This window comes from Faecalicatena contorta, from assembly GCF_022835095.1.
Classification (GTDB): Bacteria; Bacillota; Clostridia; order Lachnospirales; family Lachnospiraceae; genus Faecalicatena; species Faecalicatena contorta.
Window position 1 is genome coordinate 4255305 of the sequence record NZ_BQNQ01000001.1, and the last position, 13889, is coordinate 4269193.

Here is a 13889-nt window from a genome sequence, read left to right on the forward strand (position 1 = left end):
TTACCCCTCCTGCCCACTGCTTGTGTCGCTGTTCTGTATACATTTCCCACAGTCTGTCCTGCTGCAGATTCTGCCGTCCTCCATCCGGATGACACGGTCTGCCATCTGCGCCACTTCCTCCTGATGGGTCACTACGATTATCGTCTGATGGTATTTTTCCGCACAGGATTTTAAAAGCCCCACCACCTCAGTACTTGTGGCGGAATCCAAATTACCGGTAGGTTCATCGGCCAGCAGGATAGCCGGCTTGGCCAGAAGCGCCCGGGCGATTGCCACTCTCTGCTGCTGGCCGCCGGACAGGGTCTGGGGCAGCCGCTCTAATTTCTCATGGATTCCAAGAAGTTTTGTTACCTCTTCCAGCAATTCGCAATCAATCTCTGCTCCATCCAGCCGTAACGGGAGCACAATATTTTCATAGACACTGAGTACTGGCACCAAATTATACTGCTGAAAGACAAATCCAATATTCCTTCTGCGAAATACCGTCCGCTCCTCAATCTCCATATCCTTCAGGCTGTTCCCGCGAATCCAGACACCGCCCTCCGTAGGGATATCCAAGCCTCCAAGCATATTCAGGAGCGTTGTTTTTCCGCTTCCCGAGGTTCCGACAATTGCCACAAATTCACCGTCTCTCACCGAAAGAGTCACCCCGTCCAGTGCGTGGACCTCATAAGTATCTGTGATATAATATTTTTTCAGACTGGCGGCCTTCACGATTTCCATAAATTCTTTTCTCCTGCTCTGTATTTGGCAGCTTACATATCATAGCCACAGAAGCCTGATTCAGTTTTCTGCCATACGACTAGTATACGGAGTAAATCTAACAAACTTCTAACAATGTGGAAGGAAAACAAAGTTCAAGCATCAGCCCCGGATGCATTCTCTTCGCCACCAGAAATCCTCCGTGTCTGTTCACGATCTCCCGCGACAGATAAAGGCCGATCCCGAATCCTTCCTGGGTGGTAATACCTTGTCCACGGTAAAATCTTTGGAAAATCTGATTCTCTTCCCCTGCCCCGATGCCGATTCCATAATCTCTTACCCGGATCTTCAGGTACATCTCATTTTGTGACATGGATACTTCCACCCTGCCTCCGGCTTCACTGTACTTCACAGCATTTTCCAGAATATTTAAGACTGCCTCTCCCAGCCAGTTAGGATCATGCAGGAAAGCTGCATTTTCCAGGAGAGAGATGTCAAACTGAATCCCCTTTGTTTCTGCCTGTGGTTGAATCTGTCCAAGGGAATTCCGGAGCGTTTTCAGTATATCCTTTTCTTCTTTCTTAATCTGGATGATATGCTGCTCCAGCCTGGACATTTTGATAAAACTTTCTACAAGAAAATGTAATTTTTGCTCGCTATTCTCAATCGCAGCCGCATACTGCAGAGACTGCCCGGCAAGATTTTCCTGCAGGAACCCAAGATATGTCTCCATGTTCATCAAAGGCGTCCGCATCTGATGCGCAATTTCCGCGATCAGTTTCTGTATCTCATCGCGGCTCCTTTCCGCTGCATCTTTTCTCCCCTGCATCAGTTCCTGGACCCGCACCAGCTGATGTTCAATCCTTGCGTACAAAGTCTCTTCTCCCGAAGCAGAGGCTTTTATTTCCCGTTCATTCAGAATCTCATGGGTCAGCTCTATTATCTTATTCAGTTCCTGCTCCCTCTGTTTTCTCTGCAGGCAATACATACCGATGCTGCCAAACAATCCCCCTGCCAGAACGGATATGGTCATGATAAAATACATACTATCTGCCTCCGATCCGATACCCCAGCCCAAATACATTATGAATATACTCCGGCTGTTTTGCATCCGGTTCTATCTTTTTTCTAAGCCGGTTAATTGTGACACTGACCGTATTATCCACCACAAACTGGCCATCCAGACCCCAGATCTGCTCCAGGATATTTTCTTTTGTCAGCACCTGGCCCTGATTCCTCATCAGATACTCCAACAGCTGATACTCCTTCGCGGTCAGCGCGATCTCCTGTTCCTTTAAGAAGACTTGTTTTCTGTCTGGATACAGCGCTATATCCCGGCAGGAAAGCATCTGCTCTTCGCTGCTGCGTTTGAATACCGCGTTGATTCTTTTCAATAGCACTTTCATAGAAAATGGTTTCACCACATAATCATCCGCACCCATGTCAAACGCGGCCAGCATGTCCTGCTCTTCATCCCTTGCCGTCAGAAAAATGGCGGGAATGTCCCGTTTTTTTCGGAGGTCCTGATACAGTGCGATTCCATCCCCGTCCGGGAGTCCGATATCCACTAATAGCAGGCCCTCCTTCTTCCCCAGCAGGGACAGGGCCTCCTTCTTTGTATGTGCACATATGGTATGAAAGCCTGCATGTTGCAGGGCAATATCCAAAGCCTGATTCAATAATAGATCGTCTTCTATAATTCCAATTGTCATTGCACTTCTCCTAATGATTTCTTTTCGTAATGGTTCAGGCATGCCTGAACTGTTACTCTTTTTCATTTATTCTACCATGAATGGCAATAAAATGCGGAGCAGTTTCCTGCTCCGTGCTTATTTTACTTATAGTACCCATAACGCCGTACCGCCTCATGCATCGCAGACAGATTTTCCGGCGGTGTCCCCGGAGACAGGTTGTTTGCCTCCTTGATGATAAACTTCCGCGTGAAGGGTTTGACAGCTTCTAAAATAGTTTTCACCGCATTGGCGACTTCCTCCGCCGTGCCGGCACGCAGCGTCTCGACATGGACACCACCTTTAACCGTGATATCAGGTCCCAGCTCGCGAACTACCCTGCCATGGTCAATGGGGAAGCCCGTATCGAAAGTACCGGCGTTCAGTTCCCTCACCAGTGTGGGGAAGAACCGGGAAGCGTCCCCGCAGAGATGGATCCAGCCCGGCTCCTCCCCTGTACACAGTTCACGCATCATCTTTTTGTGGAAAGGCAGTATCAGCTCTGTATAGGTATCCAGGGACAGCAATGCAATGCTGTCGTCGGCAAACCCAAAGGATTTTGATTTTTCCGGCTGGCCATAGCAGCGGCGCAGGGCCTTATTCCTCGCAATAACCGCCTCCGTAATATAATCCAGCAGCTCCATCATATAATCCTGATCCACATAGAGATCCATACAGGCCTGCGTAGCGCCGATCAGGCTGCACGCGATGGTAAAGGGTCCATCTGTTCCCATCCCCGCCATCCCCGGGCTGCCCAGGGGCTTTCCTTTGTACGTGTATCCTTCCTCCCGCTTCTTTTTAAAAAACTCATAGTGGGACAAAAGTGTACTTACAATTCCGCCGAGAGGATCCGTCAGGGGACGCGTATTTTTTAAAAGTTCATATTTCGTCGTTTCATCCGCGCATACTTTTGTGCCTGGTTCATTGCACCCATGGAATGCAATCTCACAGCCCAGACAGGCCCCTTCCAGAACATTTTGAAAATCCGGGTACGGTGTTATCTCCTGCAGATTCTCAAAGCCCATGATGCGGTCGCTTATGAGTGATTCCGCACAGTATTCCTGGAACTGGCATTGAATCTCCAGCATGATCTGTGGATTCTTTAAGTATTCCTCAAACGTAATCCGGCGCGGGTTTAGCATTGGATCCGAGATGATCATCCGTGGATTCATCGCAAGCTCCATCATTACACGCTCACATTTGCCTTCTTCCGCCTGCTGCAAAAGTCTGCGGACTTCCTCATTATGCTTTTCATAGTTCATGTTAACACGCTCCTTCTCTACACTGTATACTAACAGTTTATACAGGAATCCACAGCGCGTCTTCCAAGATATGATCATCCTTTGATTCTGTACATTTTTTCGGCCAAATTGACATTTCTTTTATCCCATGATACAGTAAAACGGTATCCCAAAGGCATGGAAAACAGGATGTCCTTTGGGTAAAGCTGATCAAAATATCTGCTGCCGCAGGCTTTGCCGAGTAAATAAACCATTTTATACGTCTTTCCAGAATCTGTCAGGAGGTAATCCAGATGAACTCCCAGAATGTTCGAATAACCACAGATTTTTCCGGGTTGGATATTCCCAACCTTCACCTGATGTCCCGCGTCGAATACCGGGGATCTGACAACGCTCCGCTGAAGCCGCACCTGCATAAGGATTGTTTTGAGCTGTGCTACCACTTCGAAGGCCGGCAGCACTATGAACTGGGGGGCCGCCTGTATGATGTGCACAGCGGCGATATCTTTATAGCCATGCCGAACGAACTGCACAGTACCGGCTTATGGACAGAAGAAAAATCAAAATTTTACTATCTCATCTTTTCCTGTATGCCTGACACCCGAAATTTCCTTGGTCTGGACGACGCTGCATCCGATTGTATCCGCGACACGCTTTATTCAATCCAGACACGGTTATTCCGGGGAATTCCCATTTTGAAGAAGCTGATGGATGAACTCCTATCCATCAGTACGACTCCTTCTCCATTTTGCCGGGCACGGACGGTCAGTCTCCTGACTGAGCTTTTTTATCACTTATCCAGGTTATTGCAGACAGAGAATACCGGAACCGATACGATCCCAGAGGATATCCGGACTATTATCGACTATATGGGCGCACATCTTGCCGAAAGCTGCCGTTCGGAATTCCTGGCCGGTCTGATCCATCTCTCACCGCCCCAGTTTCAGCGGAAATTCCGGAGGAGTACCGGCTTTTCACCTTATGACTATTTACAGCGCCTAAGAATTGATAAAGCCCAGGAACTGCTTGCCGGTTCTGAAATGTCAGTTACCGATATTTCGCACTCCCTCGGCTTTTCTTCCAGCCAGCACTTTGCCGGTGTATTCAAACAGTATACGGGGCAGACTCCATCCGCGTTTCGTCGGAAATTAAGATAGCTGATTCCCCCTGAATTGAGCGGGAATTACTATTATCTATATAGTCGATTTTCCAACTGCCGATCAGCTTCCCGAAAAAATTAAATTCTTCAGGCAGCGCCGCATTTTTACTTTCGCTTGTCAATGTTTTGAGAAAGTTTTGCATTCGTTATTTCCTCCGTTAATCCTAATAAGATCTGCTACAAATTCCGCTTAAGTTCGTCCACAACGGTATTCTCCACTTTCATGCTTTCCTGACACTCACTGCATTCTCTGTCATGGACAGAAATAATACCGCCGCATTTTGGACACGTATATTTCCGTTTCTGCATTTCCATAAACCTTTCCAACCCGTGTTGACGAACAACTTCACTATTCTCCATAAGGCTCGCCTGATACCTTTTGTTGTAGCTTTTTTCAAGGTTTTTGATGGGCTTACAGGGATATTCGGAACATGCAAAACAATAAGACAGCCCTTTCGCCTTGGCACAATCTTTTATCTTGCATTTGCGGCAGTGTTCAGGCTTCCCCGTATCGCTGTTTAAACAACCCGCGCAAGGCTTTTTATGATAACAATGCTTATAACAAACCATACAGTTCATACCACAGGGAGCAAACATACCCTTATTAATGTTTTCTGTTGGCATTTTCATCACACACACCCTCGTCTACCTTTATTCTTTCTGGTTTCAACTTTATCACATTTCCACCCTTTTAAATAGAAAAACCACCCTTGAAACTTTGGCTAGGTGTCAGGGTGGTATTTTCTACTTCTTTCACAGGTCGAACCACTCGTGGGCGGTTGTTCCCTTTTCTGTATAGATCATAACAGATTCCAGACATTTATTCAAGATTTCTTACAACATGTTTGCAGTCTTGCGGACAGATAGGGACTACACAGCACCGTAAAGGGACAAAACTTTTCCTAACATTTATTTTCTAAGCAAGGAAACAGCAGCACTAACCGGAACTGCTTTTCATCTTCTTGAACAATAGATTTTCCACCCATTTTCTGCATCATATTATTTATATTCTGTATTCCAATCCCAGTGCTTTCCGGCTTTTTTTCTGACCTCTGAATACTGTTTTTGACAGAAAAACCGACCATATGCTCTTCCTGAACGGAAGAAATCTCCACCGGTGCTGACGGGTCGGCATACTTCACAATATTAGAAGTCACATTGTCTAAAATCCGCATCACATAATCGGTTGAAATCTGTATAACACAGTCCACCCAGTCCACATGAAATACAACCAGAAAACCTTTCTGCTCAAGAAAGCTGCATATTTCTGAAAACAAATCGTAAAACAAAACTTCATACTGCTCTGGTTCTTCCAGCTCTATCTCGCCCCCGCCTGCAATCAGAGAATATTCAAAAAGGTGGTCTGTCAACTGTTTCATGCGATGAGCTTTCAGGTCAATCTTATCCAGATACTCTTTAAACTGTACCTCACTCTTATACTTTCCCTTCTTCAAGATTTCCGTATAAAGCATGATAGAGGTTACTGGTGTCCGCAGGTCATGGGACATCTCCGTAACAATCCTCTGATTTTCTCTTACCATCTCGGCTTCCTGCTGTATCAGGCTGACAAAAGAAAGCCGCATGCTGTCCAGTCCTTCTGCCAGTTCAGATAATTCATCTTTTCCCTTTACCGTAATCTTATAATCCAAACTACCACTCTCTAAAATTTCAATCTCATCTCTTAGTTTTCGAATATAATCCATTTTCCGACGAATGCCTAAAAGGACAAGCAGAAGAAACAGGACAAAAGAAAGTATTATCTCACCTATCATAACATAATTATAAAACTGATAGATATATGCGCCTGTTATGATGACTTCCACCGCACCATCTGAAAATTCTACCATATAGGAGCTCTCCCATTCATAGTTTTCAGCTGCAATCTCTTCCTCCCATATTTCCTGCCCCGGATATTGTGAATTGAATACCTGTATTTTATCTTTATACATACGGATGAACAATAACTGCTGCTTTTTTACCCACTCATTCAACTTACTGGTATCTCTGGTTGAGAGATTTTGCTGCTCAACATATTCCTGAAGTTTTACCACATATCTTTGATTCTTCTTTTCAACGTAATTTGTCCCTTCCACATAATAGTCAGTTAAGTATTGCCCCGCAATATCCAGAACACAAAACATGGCCAGCGCTGCAACTGCTGATACAATCAAAAGACGCAGTAACTGTGTATAAATGGAATTTCTTCTACTCGTTTCCCGCGTCAAACTTATACCCCTTTCCCCATATGGTTTTGATGTACTTCGGGTGTTTCGGATCTTTCTCTATTTTTACCCGGAGTTTCCGGATATGCACCATTACCGTGCTGTTACAGGAATAAAAATACGGTTCTTCCCACACACTTTCATAGAGGTTCTGTGCCGAAAATATTTTTCTCGGATGCTGCATCATTAACAAAAGCATGTGGTATTCAATATCCGACATTTCTTTTTCCATACCATCGACATACACTTCATTAAAAGTTTCATGTATCTTAATACCTCCATTTTCTAAATATGGCTCTTCTTTACCCATTTCCGGCACATTTCTTCCCATATAGACGTTGTACCGGCGCAGCAATGCCTTTACCCTTCCCAGAAGCTCCGCATAAGAGAAAGGTTTCGGCAGATAATCATCCCCCCCTGCCATCAATCCTATTAACTTATCTGACTCCTGTGCTTTTGCGGTAAGAAAGAGTACCGGAACATTAGAAACCTTCCTGATTTCTTCACAGGTCCGCAGTCCTGACAAACCAGGCATCATTACATCAAGAATAACCAAATCCGTATTTTCATCTAAATGTTCCAGACCCTGTCTGCCATTCTCCGCCTCTGTAACGCTGTAATTTTCGCTTTCTAATAAAATGCGGACACCTTCCCGGATATCCGCATCATCTTCCACAAGCAGTACACGTTCTTTACTCATATACTGTACTTCCCCTTTCTTTTTGAATGCTGCCTATCTGTTCTCCCAGATACACTTCTGTTTCCTCATCACGCTGGGAACGTTCCTGTATTTCATTCTTTATTTTTACGCGGTTTTTTTCCAAAAGTATAACGATGCTGGAACCGCCAAACTCAAAATACCCTTTCTCCTGTCCCTGCAGCACTTTAGAACTGCAGGGGTAATTCTGAATCCTTCCTACTAAAAGTGCTCCGATTTCCATCTGTATTATATGTCCTAAAAAGTCAGATTCTATTTCCACATATTCTCGGCAGTTTTCTATAAAAACCGGTGTCGAAGTGTATGCCACCGGGCGTACACAATGCAGCTTCCCTTCTACTTTCCGGCATTCTCGCAGAATCCCTTCACAGACATAGCAATACCTATGGTAATTCTTCGGCGTTAACCGAAAAATCAAACACCATCCACCGGAAAAATGTTTCGCCAATTCTCTGTTCTCCAGCAGTTGTTCTAAATGATACTCAATATGCTTGATTCGATAAGTGCTGTTTTTTCCAATTGGATATACGGTCAGATACCCATCACAAGGGCTGATTAGGTGCTCCGGTGTGATATCAATCCGTGCTGCACGCCGTCTGCGTGTAAAAAAGTCATTAAAAGAGGTATAGTTTTCCTTTTCATACCCATTTAAATCAATCCGATACTTTCTCACAAACAGCGGTACAAGCCATCGGGAAAACCTGGAATTCAAAAAAATACTCACTTTTCTTGATACCTGGGGTTTTACAATTCTTTTCAAAATGCTCCGTCCGGGAATCGTATGATATAAAAATCGGATAAACAGCGTATCTTTCTTCATACTTCTAATCCCAGCCCCAATAACAGGATAACAAATTCTACCACTCCCGTAAATATAATACCAATTTTTCCTGCCAGATACGGTTTCTTTATTTTAATAGGCAGTACAAATGCCACAGCCATCATGACAAGAACTGTCTGCAGAGTTCCTCCATAAGCCAGTTTATTTTCTATCATATAGCAGACAGGCACAACCAATGCTGCTGCAGTAACTGGGAGTCCCAGATACCACGCCCGTCTACCGCCTTCTTTTTCCTGCCTTTCCTCTTCCATAACATTAAAATATGCCAAACGAATCAGTGCACATAACACATACAAAGCTGCTGTCAAAAAAGAAAGATATGTTTTGCCGCTGATACTGTATGTAAGCAAAGCCGGGAGAATGCCGAAGCAAATCAGATCGCTTAAAGAATCAATCTGAATCCCGAACTGTTTTTCCCTTACATCCCTTTGTTTTGTCGCTGCAACTGTCCCATCAAACATATCGCAGATTCCGGAAATCATCAGGCAGATAACTGCCTCCCGGTATTTGCCTTCAGTTACAAGCACAATTCCTGTAAACCCCATAAGCATGCCCAAATAAGTCAAAACGACCGTATAATTATAGTATCCACATAGTTTTTTTCTTTCTTCCATCTCTCTTCTCAACCTTTCCCTGCGGTTTGCAATGACAGCTTCCTTCTGCCATATGGAGTGCCCATGCTTATCCGCAGAATTCCCCTTTTATTATATATCAGTTCTATCTACCGAGTGAGCCGGAAAATATCAAGCTGTATACAAAAATACACCAGGGTTTTCCCAAAACAATAATCGTCACAAATTTGCGGACACTCATTTTGGTAATTCCGGTAAAATAGCAAAAATAATCGTCTGGAAACAACGGCAGCACCATGCCAAGAAATAGAATCCCGGTATAGGATTTACTTTTAGCTGCCCAGTCCGCCCACTTTTCATACCGTTCCCCCGGAAACATTTTGCCGACTAATCCCCGCCCATATCTTCTTGCCAGTAAAAACGCAATAATAGATCCTGCGGAAATTCCAATATAATTGCACCAAAAACCACCCATACAACCAAACATGACGGCTCCGACAACGCATCCTAAGAATCCTGGCAGAATCGGCAGCACTACCTGCGCTGCCTGAATGGCTGTCAGAATGACCGGGGCCATCAAACCAAATCCCGCGACGTACTTTTGCAGAGTATCAACAGAGTCGAACTTTCCATCCAAATATGCTTTAAAAAGCAATGCACAAAAGACCAGACATACAAGCAGAAATAGCGCTGTTGTCCACTTTTTCCAGCTTTCCGTTTGCTTAATTCTCATTATTCCTAATCACCTTCAACGATTTTTCCATTTTCTTTGTATAATCTTCCGCTTCTTTCATCCATGCAGTATAGAACCTCTCGCCCCTGTGGTCAGGGAGCGCATACTGCTTAACTAAAAATCCTCCCAGATATTGTGTAACCTTCCTGGCACCCGACAGATTCAGATGATCACCTTTATCCAAAGTGTCAGTATTCCAGTCAATCTCAACTTCTTTTAGTTTCATATTCATATCCAGATATTCCAGATCGTGCTCCTTTGCATATACATCAATGCTATTGTGCCTCCGATAGTTATAATTCAATGGAGACGGCGTTCCCAATAGAAGCAGTTCGGCCCCATTTTGCTTGCAAAGGCTTATGATAATCTCCATATAATTTATTACCGTAGGCGGAATTTCCTCTTTCTGCTCGGTCTCCAGCATATAATCGCCTTTTTCATATGGCTGTATGCCGCACCGTAACGCAAAACCTTTGAAATTTTCTTCTGGATACTCTTTATCCATCACAAAAGATTTCCAGATATCATGCCCCCGGAAAATAGGGATATAGTTGTTCGCCCATTCTTCCAGTGTTTCTTTTAGGTTAGTCAGTTCCTGCCCCAATCTTCCCCTGAACATAGTATTTGTTTCCAATATAACCAGCTTGGGCGATTGTGCAGTAAATGCATTTTCCAGCATATGGTATGTTTCCTGTATCTTTTGTCCTGATTGGCCGCAAACATAAGCAGTAATCCCATGATTCTTCCACAAATCCATTGGCGAGACTGATGAATAACTAAGACTATCACCTACAACAATCACATCTATGCTGTTCTCCGGCTCCCTTAAAATCCGAAAGGTACTTTTATTCCTGCTCTGAACCAAATTATCATTTTCTATGTATGTCAGTTCTATTTTTTCTGATACACCTACTAAAATTACAATCAGAACCGTAAAAAATACAAACCGTTTTCCTGCTCTTTTTCGTATTCTTTTAAAATCCCGCATAAATCATGTCCACCTGCTGATAACCGCTTCCGTAGGCTCCAAAGATTACCACCGCCAGAATGAGTCCATAATAGACCGCCCATCTGAACGGAAGACACAATTTCCCGATTCCTTCTTCACCCAGCAGACTCCTTTCTTTTATCATTCCGACCACGGCCACCACCATACACCCAGCTATAATGGCATAATAGTCTGCCTGGTCCAATCCAAAGGTAAGCAGCGTCCCATCCCATAATTTCTGCAACTCGAAATTCTGAAACATACTTCTAAACATCCGAAATCCGGCAGCCAGACCATTTGCCCGGAAAAACAGTTCTCCAACAAATATAATAAGCCAAGTTTTTAAAATCTGGGGAACCTTATAATAAAACGCATGCTCATTCAAATGGGTATATTTTATGATTCTATTTCTGATCGGCTCAAGAGCGACTCCGGCCAGGAGAATCACAAAATAATACATCCCATAGAAAATATAACTCCACCTTGGGCCATGCCACAGACCGTTAAACAGCCACACTGGAAATAGGCAAAACGCAGAGACACCAAGTTTTGTGATGTACTTCCCCAAATGTTTTTTCCCAAATTTATTCCATTTTTTTACTGCTGCAGATACCGATACCGGATAAAAAATATAGGTTTTAAACCATACGCCCAGCGTGATATGCCACCGTCTCCAGAATTCTGCTGCATTTTTTGAGGCAAAGGGCTGACAGAAATTTTCAGGCAAAGTCATACCGAACATTCTGCCACTCCCTATGATGATATCCATACACCCCGAAAATTCCATATAGAGCTGGATGGTATAGGCCACAGCCGCAACTGCAATTATCACTCCATGATAATTCTCATAATGCTCAAAAACAGCCTGTACCAACACATAGAGACGGTCTGCAATGACCATTTTTTTGAATAATCCCCACAGAATCCTGATACAGCCTTTAGATATATTTTCTCCTCTTAGGGAAGTCCCTGCCCAAAGTGTATCTGCAGTCTGGGAATACAGGCTGATTGGTCCTTCCATAATCTGTGGAAAAAATCCAAGGAATAATGCCACCTTCCCTGGATGCTGCTGTCCGTCGATTTTACCCCAATAGACATCTATTATATAACCGATAGCCTGTAAGGTGTAAAAGGAGATTCCAATGGGAAGCACCAGTATTTTAGCCTCTAGTAAAAGTTGGCTTCCTACACCATGCAGTAGAATATTCGCATTTTGTATGAAAAAATTATAGTATTTTAGATATGCAAGTACAGATACCAGTATAAAAATTCCGCCAGCCAGTATTCGTTTCTCTTTTTTCTTATATTGTTTCTTAATGGCATGGCTTTCTTCTCCGTGCAATCCTGCTATATTCATTTTACACTGAAGCTTTACTAAAGAAATCCATATGCCTATGTAATGGGTTACCAATGTCGTCCCCATCAGATAGAAAACCAGTTTCCCGCTGACCGTCCAGAAAAACGTATAGCCACATAGCAATAATGTCATCCATCGGAACTTTTTAGGTGTCAGCTGATAGGCAAGAAGTGCTGCCGGCAGAAAGAGGAATAAATATATGGACGTATGATAAGCCATATCAGTTCCCCTTTAACCTCTGCACCATTTTCCATATAGCATCCGCAGAGTTCAGATTCTCAGGAACAATTTCCTCCGCCTCTATTTCAATAGCAAATACTTCTTCAAGCTCCGAGATAAGAGAAATTACTCCGAAAGAATCCAACAGCCTGTCGTCAATCAATGAATTTTCCTTCTTCCAATCAATACTTTCATCAATTTCCATTAAAATGTTCATCAATGCTTCCATCGTCTATCTTATCCTCCATATTCCATTTATATGTCTCCAGTTTTTTCCTTGCCAGCTTCCATCCCATTTCTTTACTATAAAACGCAGCCTGCGGTAATTCATGGCTTAAGAACATCGCCATTCCCTCCGTCATTGCATAAGCTCCCACACGTTCAAAAATCAGCACATTGCCAACCCTTAAATTTTTAATTGCCACATTCTGCACCAATATATCATTAACCGTACAGAGAGAACCGCAGACGGTATATGTTTTTTCTATCCCATACTCGTGCGCTGGGATTACCTGAAATTTCGGACAATACATACCTCTAATCTGTCCATCATAATAAATCTGATGAATCCCCCCATCTACGATACAATAATTCCTGCCGTTGTTCCGCTTAATATCTTTAACGCTAGTCAGATAGTATCCACATCTTGCTGCAAGTGCACGACCCATCTCCAGCATGACACTTCCTTTCCATTGCATTGCCAGAATTTGAGCGGCAATCATACGGATGTTCTCCTCCACCATATCCTGCTGTCCATCAAAATATGAAACAGGAATTCCAGGTCCATACTCCAATTCTTCTATTTGAAATCCGGATCTTTTTTCCAGTTCCCTAAGAAAAACATCCAGATATGTCAACTCCTTTTTTATCTTTTCCATTGATTTTTTCTGTGTTCCGGAAAAGTAATGAATTCCCTGAATTTTCAGAAACGGACACTTATCTCTCATGGAAACTATATTTTGAATGATTTCCGCCTCCATGCCAAACTGATTTCCACTAGTCAGTCTGAGATATACATGAATCACTTCATTATTCGCATCACACCAATCTGCAAAGGCGTGGAACTGATTCAAAGATTCAATGGTATAGGTACATGCTCCCTTGTAATATCTCAGAATTGAATAGATGTCCTCTTTTTCTTTCAGCACCCCTGATATCAGTATTTTTTCAGGCTCGATTTCAAGTTTTCTACAAATTTCAAATTCTCCCATTGAGCAGACTTCAATCCGGTCTATTAGGGCAGTCATCTGCCTTGTTAGAAATGGATTGGCTTTCATAGCAAAACAAAGCCCTGCCTTCCCTGCCAGTTCATTCCGAATGCACAATACCGTGTCTTTCATTTCGTCCATATTGAATACATAGAGAGGTGTACCATATCTCACAATTCCATATTCCAAATATTCCATA

At 43.4% G+C, this 13889-nt stretch carries 15 protein-coding genes; 1 reads left to right on the plus strand and 14 read right to left on the minus strand.

The genetic code is table 11. From position 1 onward, the window contains the following. The 4 genes from MWG26_RS19055 to MWG26_RS19070 form a co-directional block, all read right to left on the minus strand. Entirely contained in the window at positions 1-723 is a 723-nt protein-coding gene (locus MWG26_RS19055; protein WP_025656045.1) for an ABC transporter ATP-binding protein, read from the minus strand. Positions 724-820: 97 nt separating this feature from the next. Continuing rightward, positions 821-1747 (minus strand): sensor histidine kinase, encoded by a 927-nt coding sequence (locus MWG26_RS19060; protein ID WP_025656044.1) that lies wholly within the window; start codon positions 1745-1747, stop codon positions 821-823. A gap of 1 nt (position 1748) precedes the next feature. Then, positions 1749-2414, minus strand: a complete 666-nt coding sequence (locus tag MWG26_RS19065; RefSeq protein ID WP_025656043.1) for a response regulator transcription factor — start codon at positions 2412-2414, stop codon at positions 1749-1751. 122 nt (positions 2415-2536) lie between these two features. Beyond that, positions 2537-3694, minus strand: coding sequence for a uroporphyrinogen decarboxylase family protein (locus tag MWG26_RS19070; RefSeq protein ID WP_025656042.1), 1158 nt, complete (start codon positions 3692-3694; stop codon positions 2537-2539). A gap of 272 nt (positions 3695-3966) precedes the next feature. On the opposite strand from MWG26_RS19070, the gene MWG26_RS19075 reads away from it, so the two are divergent. Next, complete coding sequence (locus MWG26_RS19075) at positions 3967-4830, plus strand: AraC family transcriptional regulator (RefSeq protein WP_025656041.1); 864 nt, start codon at positions 3967-3969, stop codon at positions 4828-4830. 179 nt (positions 4831-5009) lie between these two features. Here the strand turns inward: MWG26_RS19075 and MWG26_RS23090 are convergent, their stop codons facing one another. The 10 genes from MWG26_RS23090 to MWG26_RS19125 form a co-directional block, all read right to left on the minus strand. Further along, complete coding sequence (locus MWG26_RS23090) at positions 5010-5462, minus strand: DUF3795 domain-containing protein (RefSeq protein ID WP_025656040.1); 453 nt, start codon at positions 5460-5462, stop codon at positions 5010-5012. 272 nt (positions 5463-5734) lie between these two features. Further along, entirely contained in the window at positions 5735-7057 is a 1323-nt protein-coding gene (locus tag MWG26_RS19085) for a sensor histidine kinase (protein ID WP_025656039.1), read from the minus strand. Next, the gene (locus tag MWG26_RS19090; protein WP_117440607.1) at positions 7038-7754 is read right to left on the minus strand and encodes a response regulator transcription factor; all 717 of its coding nucleotides are present in this window, start codon (positions 7752-7754) and stop codon (positions 7038-7040) included. The genes MWG26_RS19085 and MWG26_RS19090 overlap by 20 nt, the downstream gene beginning before the upstream one ends. Then, positions 7747-8592, minus strand: a complete 846-nt coding sequence (locus MWG26_RS19095) for a phosphatidylserine decarboxylase (RefSeq protein ID WP_117440606.1) — start codon at positions 8590-8592, stop codon at positions 7747-7749. The genes MWG26_RS19090 and MWG26_RS19095 overlap by 8 nt, the downstream gene beginning before the upstream one ends. Further along, positions 8589-9227 carry a CDP-alcohol phosphatidyltransferase family protein gene (locus tag MWG26_RS19100; RefSeq protein ID WP_025656038.1) on the minus strand — a complete coding sequence of 213 codons (639 nt, stop codon included), beginning with the start codon at positions 9225-9227 and terminating at the stop codon, positions 8589-8591. Before MWG26_RS19100 ends, MWG26_RS19095 begins: the two co-directional genes overlap by 4 nt. 103 nt (positions 9228-9330) lie before the next feature. Continuing rightward, positions 9331-9918, minus strand: a complete 588-nt coding sequence (locus tag MWG26_RS19105; protein ID WP_025656037.1) for a TVP38/TMEM64 family protein — start codon at positions 9916-9918, stop codon at positions 9331-9333. After that, the gene (locus MWG26_RS19110) at positions 9908-10906 is read right to left on the minus strand and encodes a hypothetical protein (protein ID WP_025656036.1); all 999 of its coding nucleotides are present in this window, start codon (positions 10904-10906) and stop codon (positions 9908-9910) included. Before MWG26_RS19110 ends, MWG26_RS19105 begins: the two co-directional genes overlap by 11 nt. Next, positions 10893-12482 (minus strand): MBOAT family O-acyltransferase, encoded by a 1590-nt coding sequence (locus tag MWG26_RS19115; RefSeq protein ID WP_025656035.1) that lies wholly within the window; start codon positions 12480-12482, stop codon positions 10893-10895. Before MWG26_RS19115 ends, MWG26_RS19110 begins: the two co-directional genes overlap by 14 nt. Before the next feature lies 1 nt (position 12483). Then, the gene (locus tag MWG26_RS19120) at positions 12484-12687 is read right to left on the minus strand and encodes an acyl carrier protein (protein WP_309295991.1); all 204 of its coding nucleotides are present in this window, start codon (positions 12685-12687) and stop codon (positions 12484-12486) included. Then, a complete protein-coding gene (locus tag MWG26_RS19125; protein WP_162149268.1) occupies positions 12677-13888 on the minus strand; it encodes a diaminopimelate decarboxylase family protein in 1212 nt (403 codons plus the stop codon). The genes MWG26_RS19120 and MWG26_RS19125 overlap by 11 nt, the downstream gene beginning before the upstream one ends. Position 13889 lies beyond the last annotated feature (1 nt).

Excerpts from the sequence above, each read along its gene's own strand:
- MWG26_RS19110 (WP_025656036.1), bottom strand. The coding sequence starts at position 10,906 with ATGCGGGATTTTAAAAGAATACGAAAAAGAGCAGGAAAACGGTTTGTA.
- MWG26_RS19125 (WP_162149268.1), bottom strand. The coding sequence starts at position 13,888 with ATGGAATATTTGGAATATGGAATTGTGAGATATGGTACACCTCTCTAT.
- MWG26_RS19060 (WP_025656044.1), bottom strand. The coding sequence starts at position 1,747 with ATGTATTTTATCATGACCATATCCGTTCTGGCAGGGGGATTGTTTGGC.
- MWG26_RS23090 (WP_025656040.1), bottom strand. The coding sequence starts at position 5,462 with ATGAAAATGCCAACAGAAAACATTAATAAGGGTATGTTTGCTCCCTGT.
- MWG26_RS19090 (WP_117440607.1), bottom strand. The coding sequence starts at position 7,754 with ATGAGTAAAGAACGTGTACTGCTTGTGGAAGATGATGCGGATATCCGG.
- MWG26_RS19075 (WP_025656041.1), top strand. The coding sequence starts at position 3,967 with ATGAACTCCCAGAATGTTCGAATAACCACAGATTTTTCCGGGTTGGAT.
- MWG26_RS19115 (WP_025656035.1), bottom strand. The coding sequence starts at position 12,482 with ATGGCTTATCATACGTCCATATATTTATTCCTCTTTCTGCCGGCAGCA.
- MWG26_RS19095 (WP_117440606.1), bottom strand. The coding sequence starts at position 8,592 with ATGAAGAAAGATACGCTGTTTATCCGATTTTTATATCATACGATTCCC.
- MWG26_RS19105 (WP_025656037.1), bottom strand. The coding sequence starts at position 9,918 with ATGAGAATTAAGCAAACGGAAAGCTGGAAAAAGTGGACAACAGCGCTA.
- MWG26_RS19070 (WP_025656042.1), bottom strand. The coding sequence starts at position 3,694 with ATGAACTATGAAAAGCATAATGAGGAAGTCCGCAGACTTTTGCAGCAG.
- MWG26_RS19100 (WP_025656038.1), bottom strand. The coding sequence starts at position 9,227 with ATGGAAGAAAGAAAAAAACTATGTGGATACTATAATTATACGGTCGTT.
- MWG26_RS19065 (WP_025656043.1), bottom strand. The coding sequence starts at position 2,414 with ATGACAATTGGAATTATAGAAGACGATCTATTATTGAATCAGGCTTTG.
- MWG26_RS19055 (WP_025656045.1), bottom strand. The coding sequence starts at position 723 with ATGGAAATCGTGAAGGCCGCCAGTCTGAAAAAATATTATATCACAGAT.
- MWG26_RS19120 (WP_309295991.1), bottom strand. The coding sequence starts at position 12,687 with ATGGAAATTGATGAAAGTATTGATTGGAAGAAGGAAAATTCATTGATT.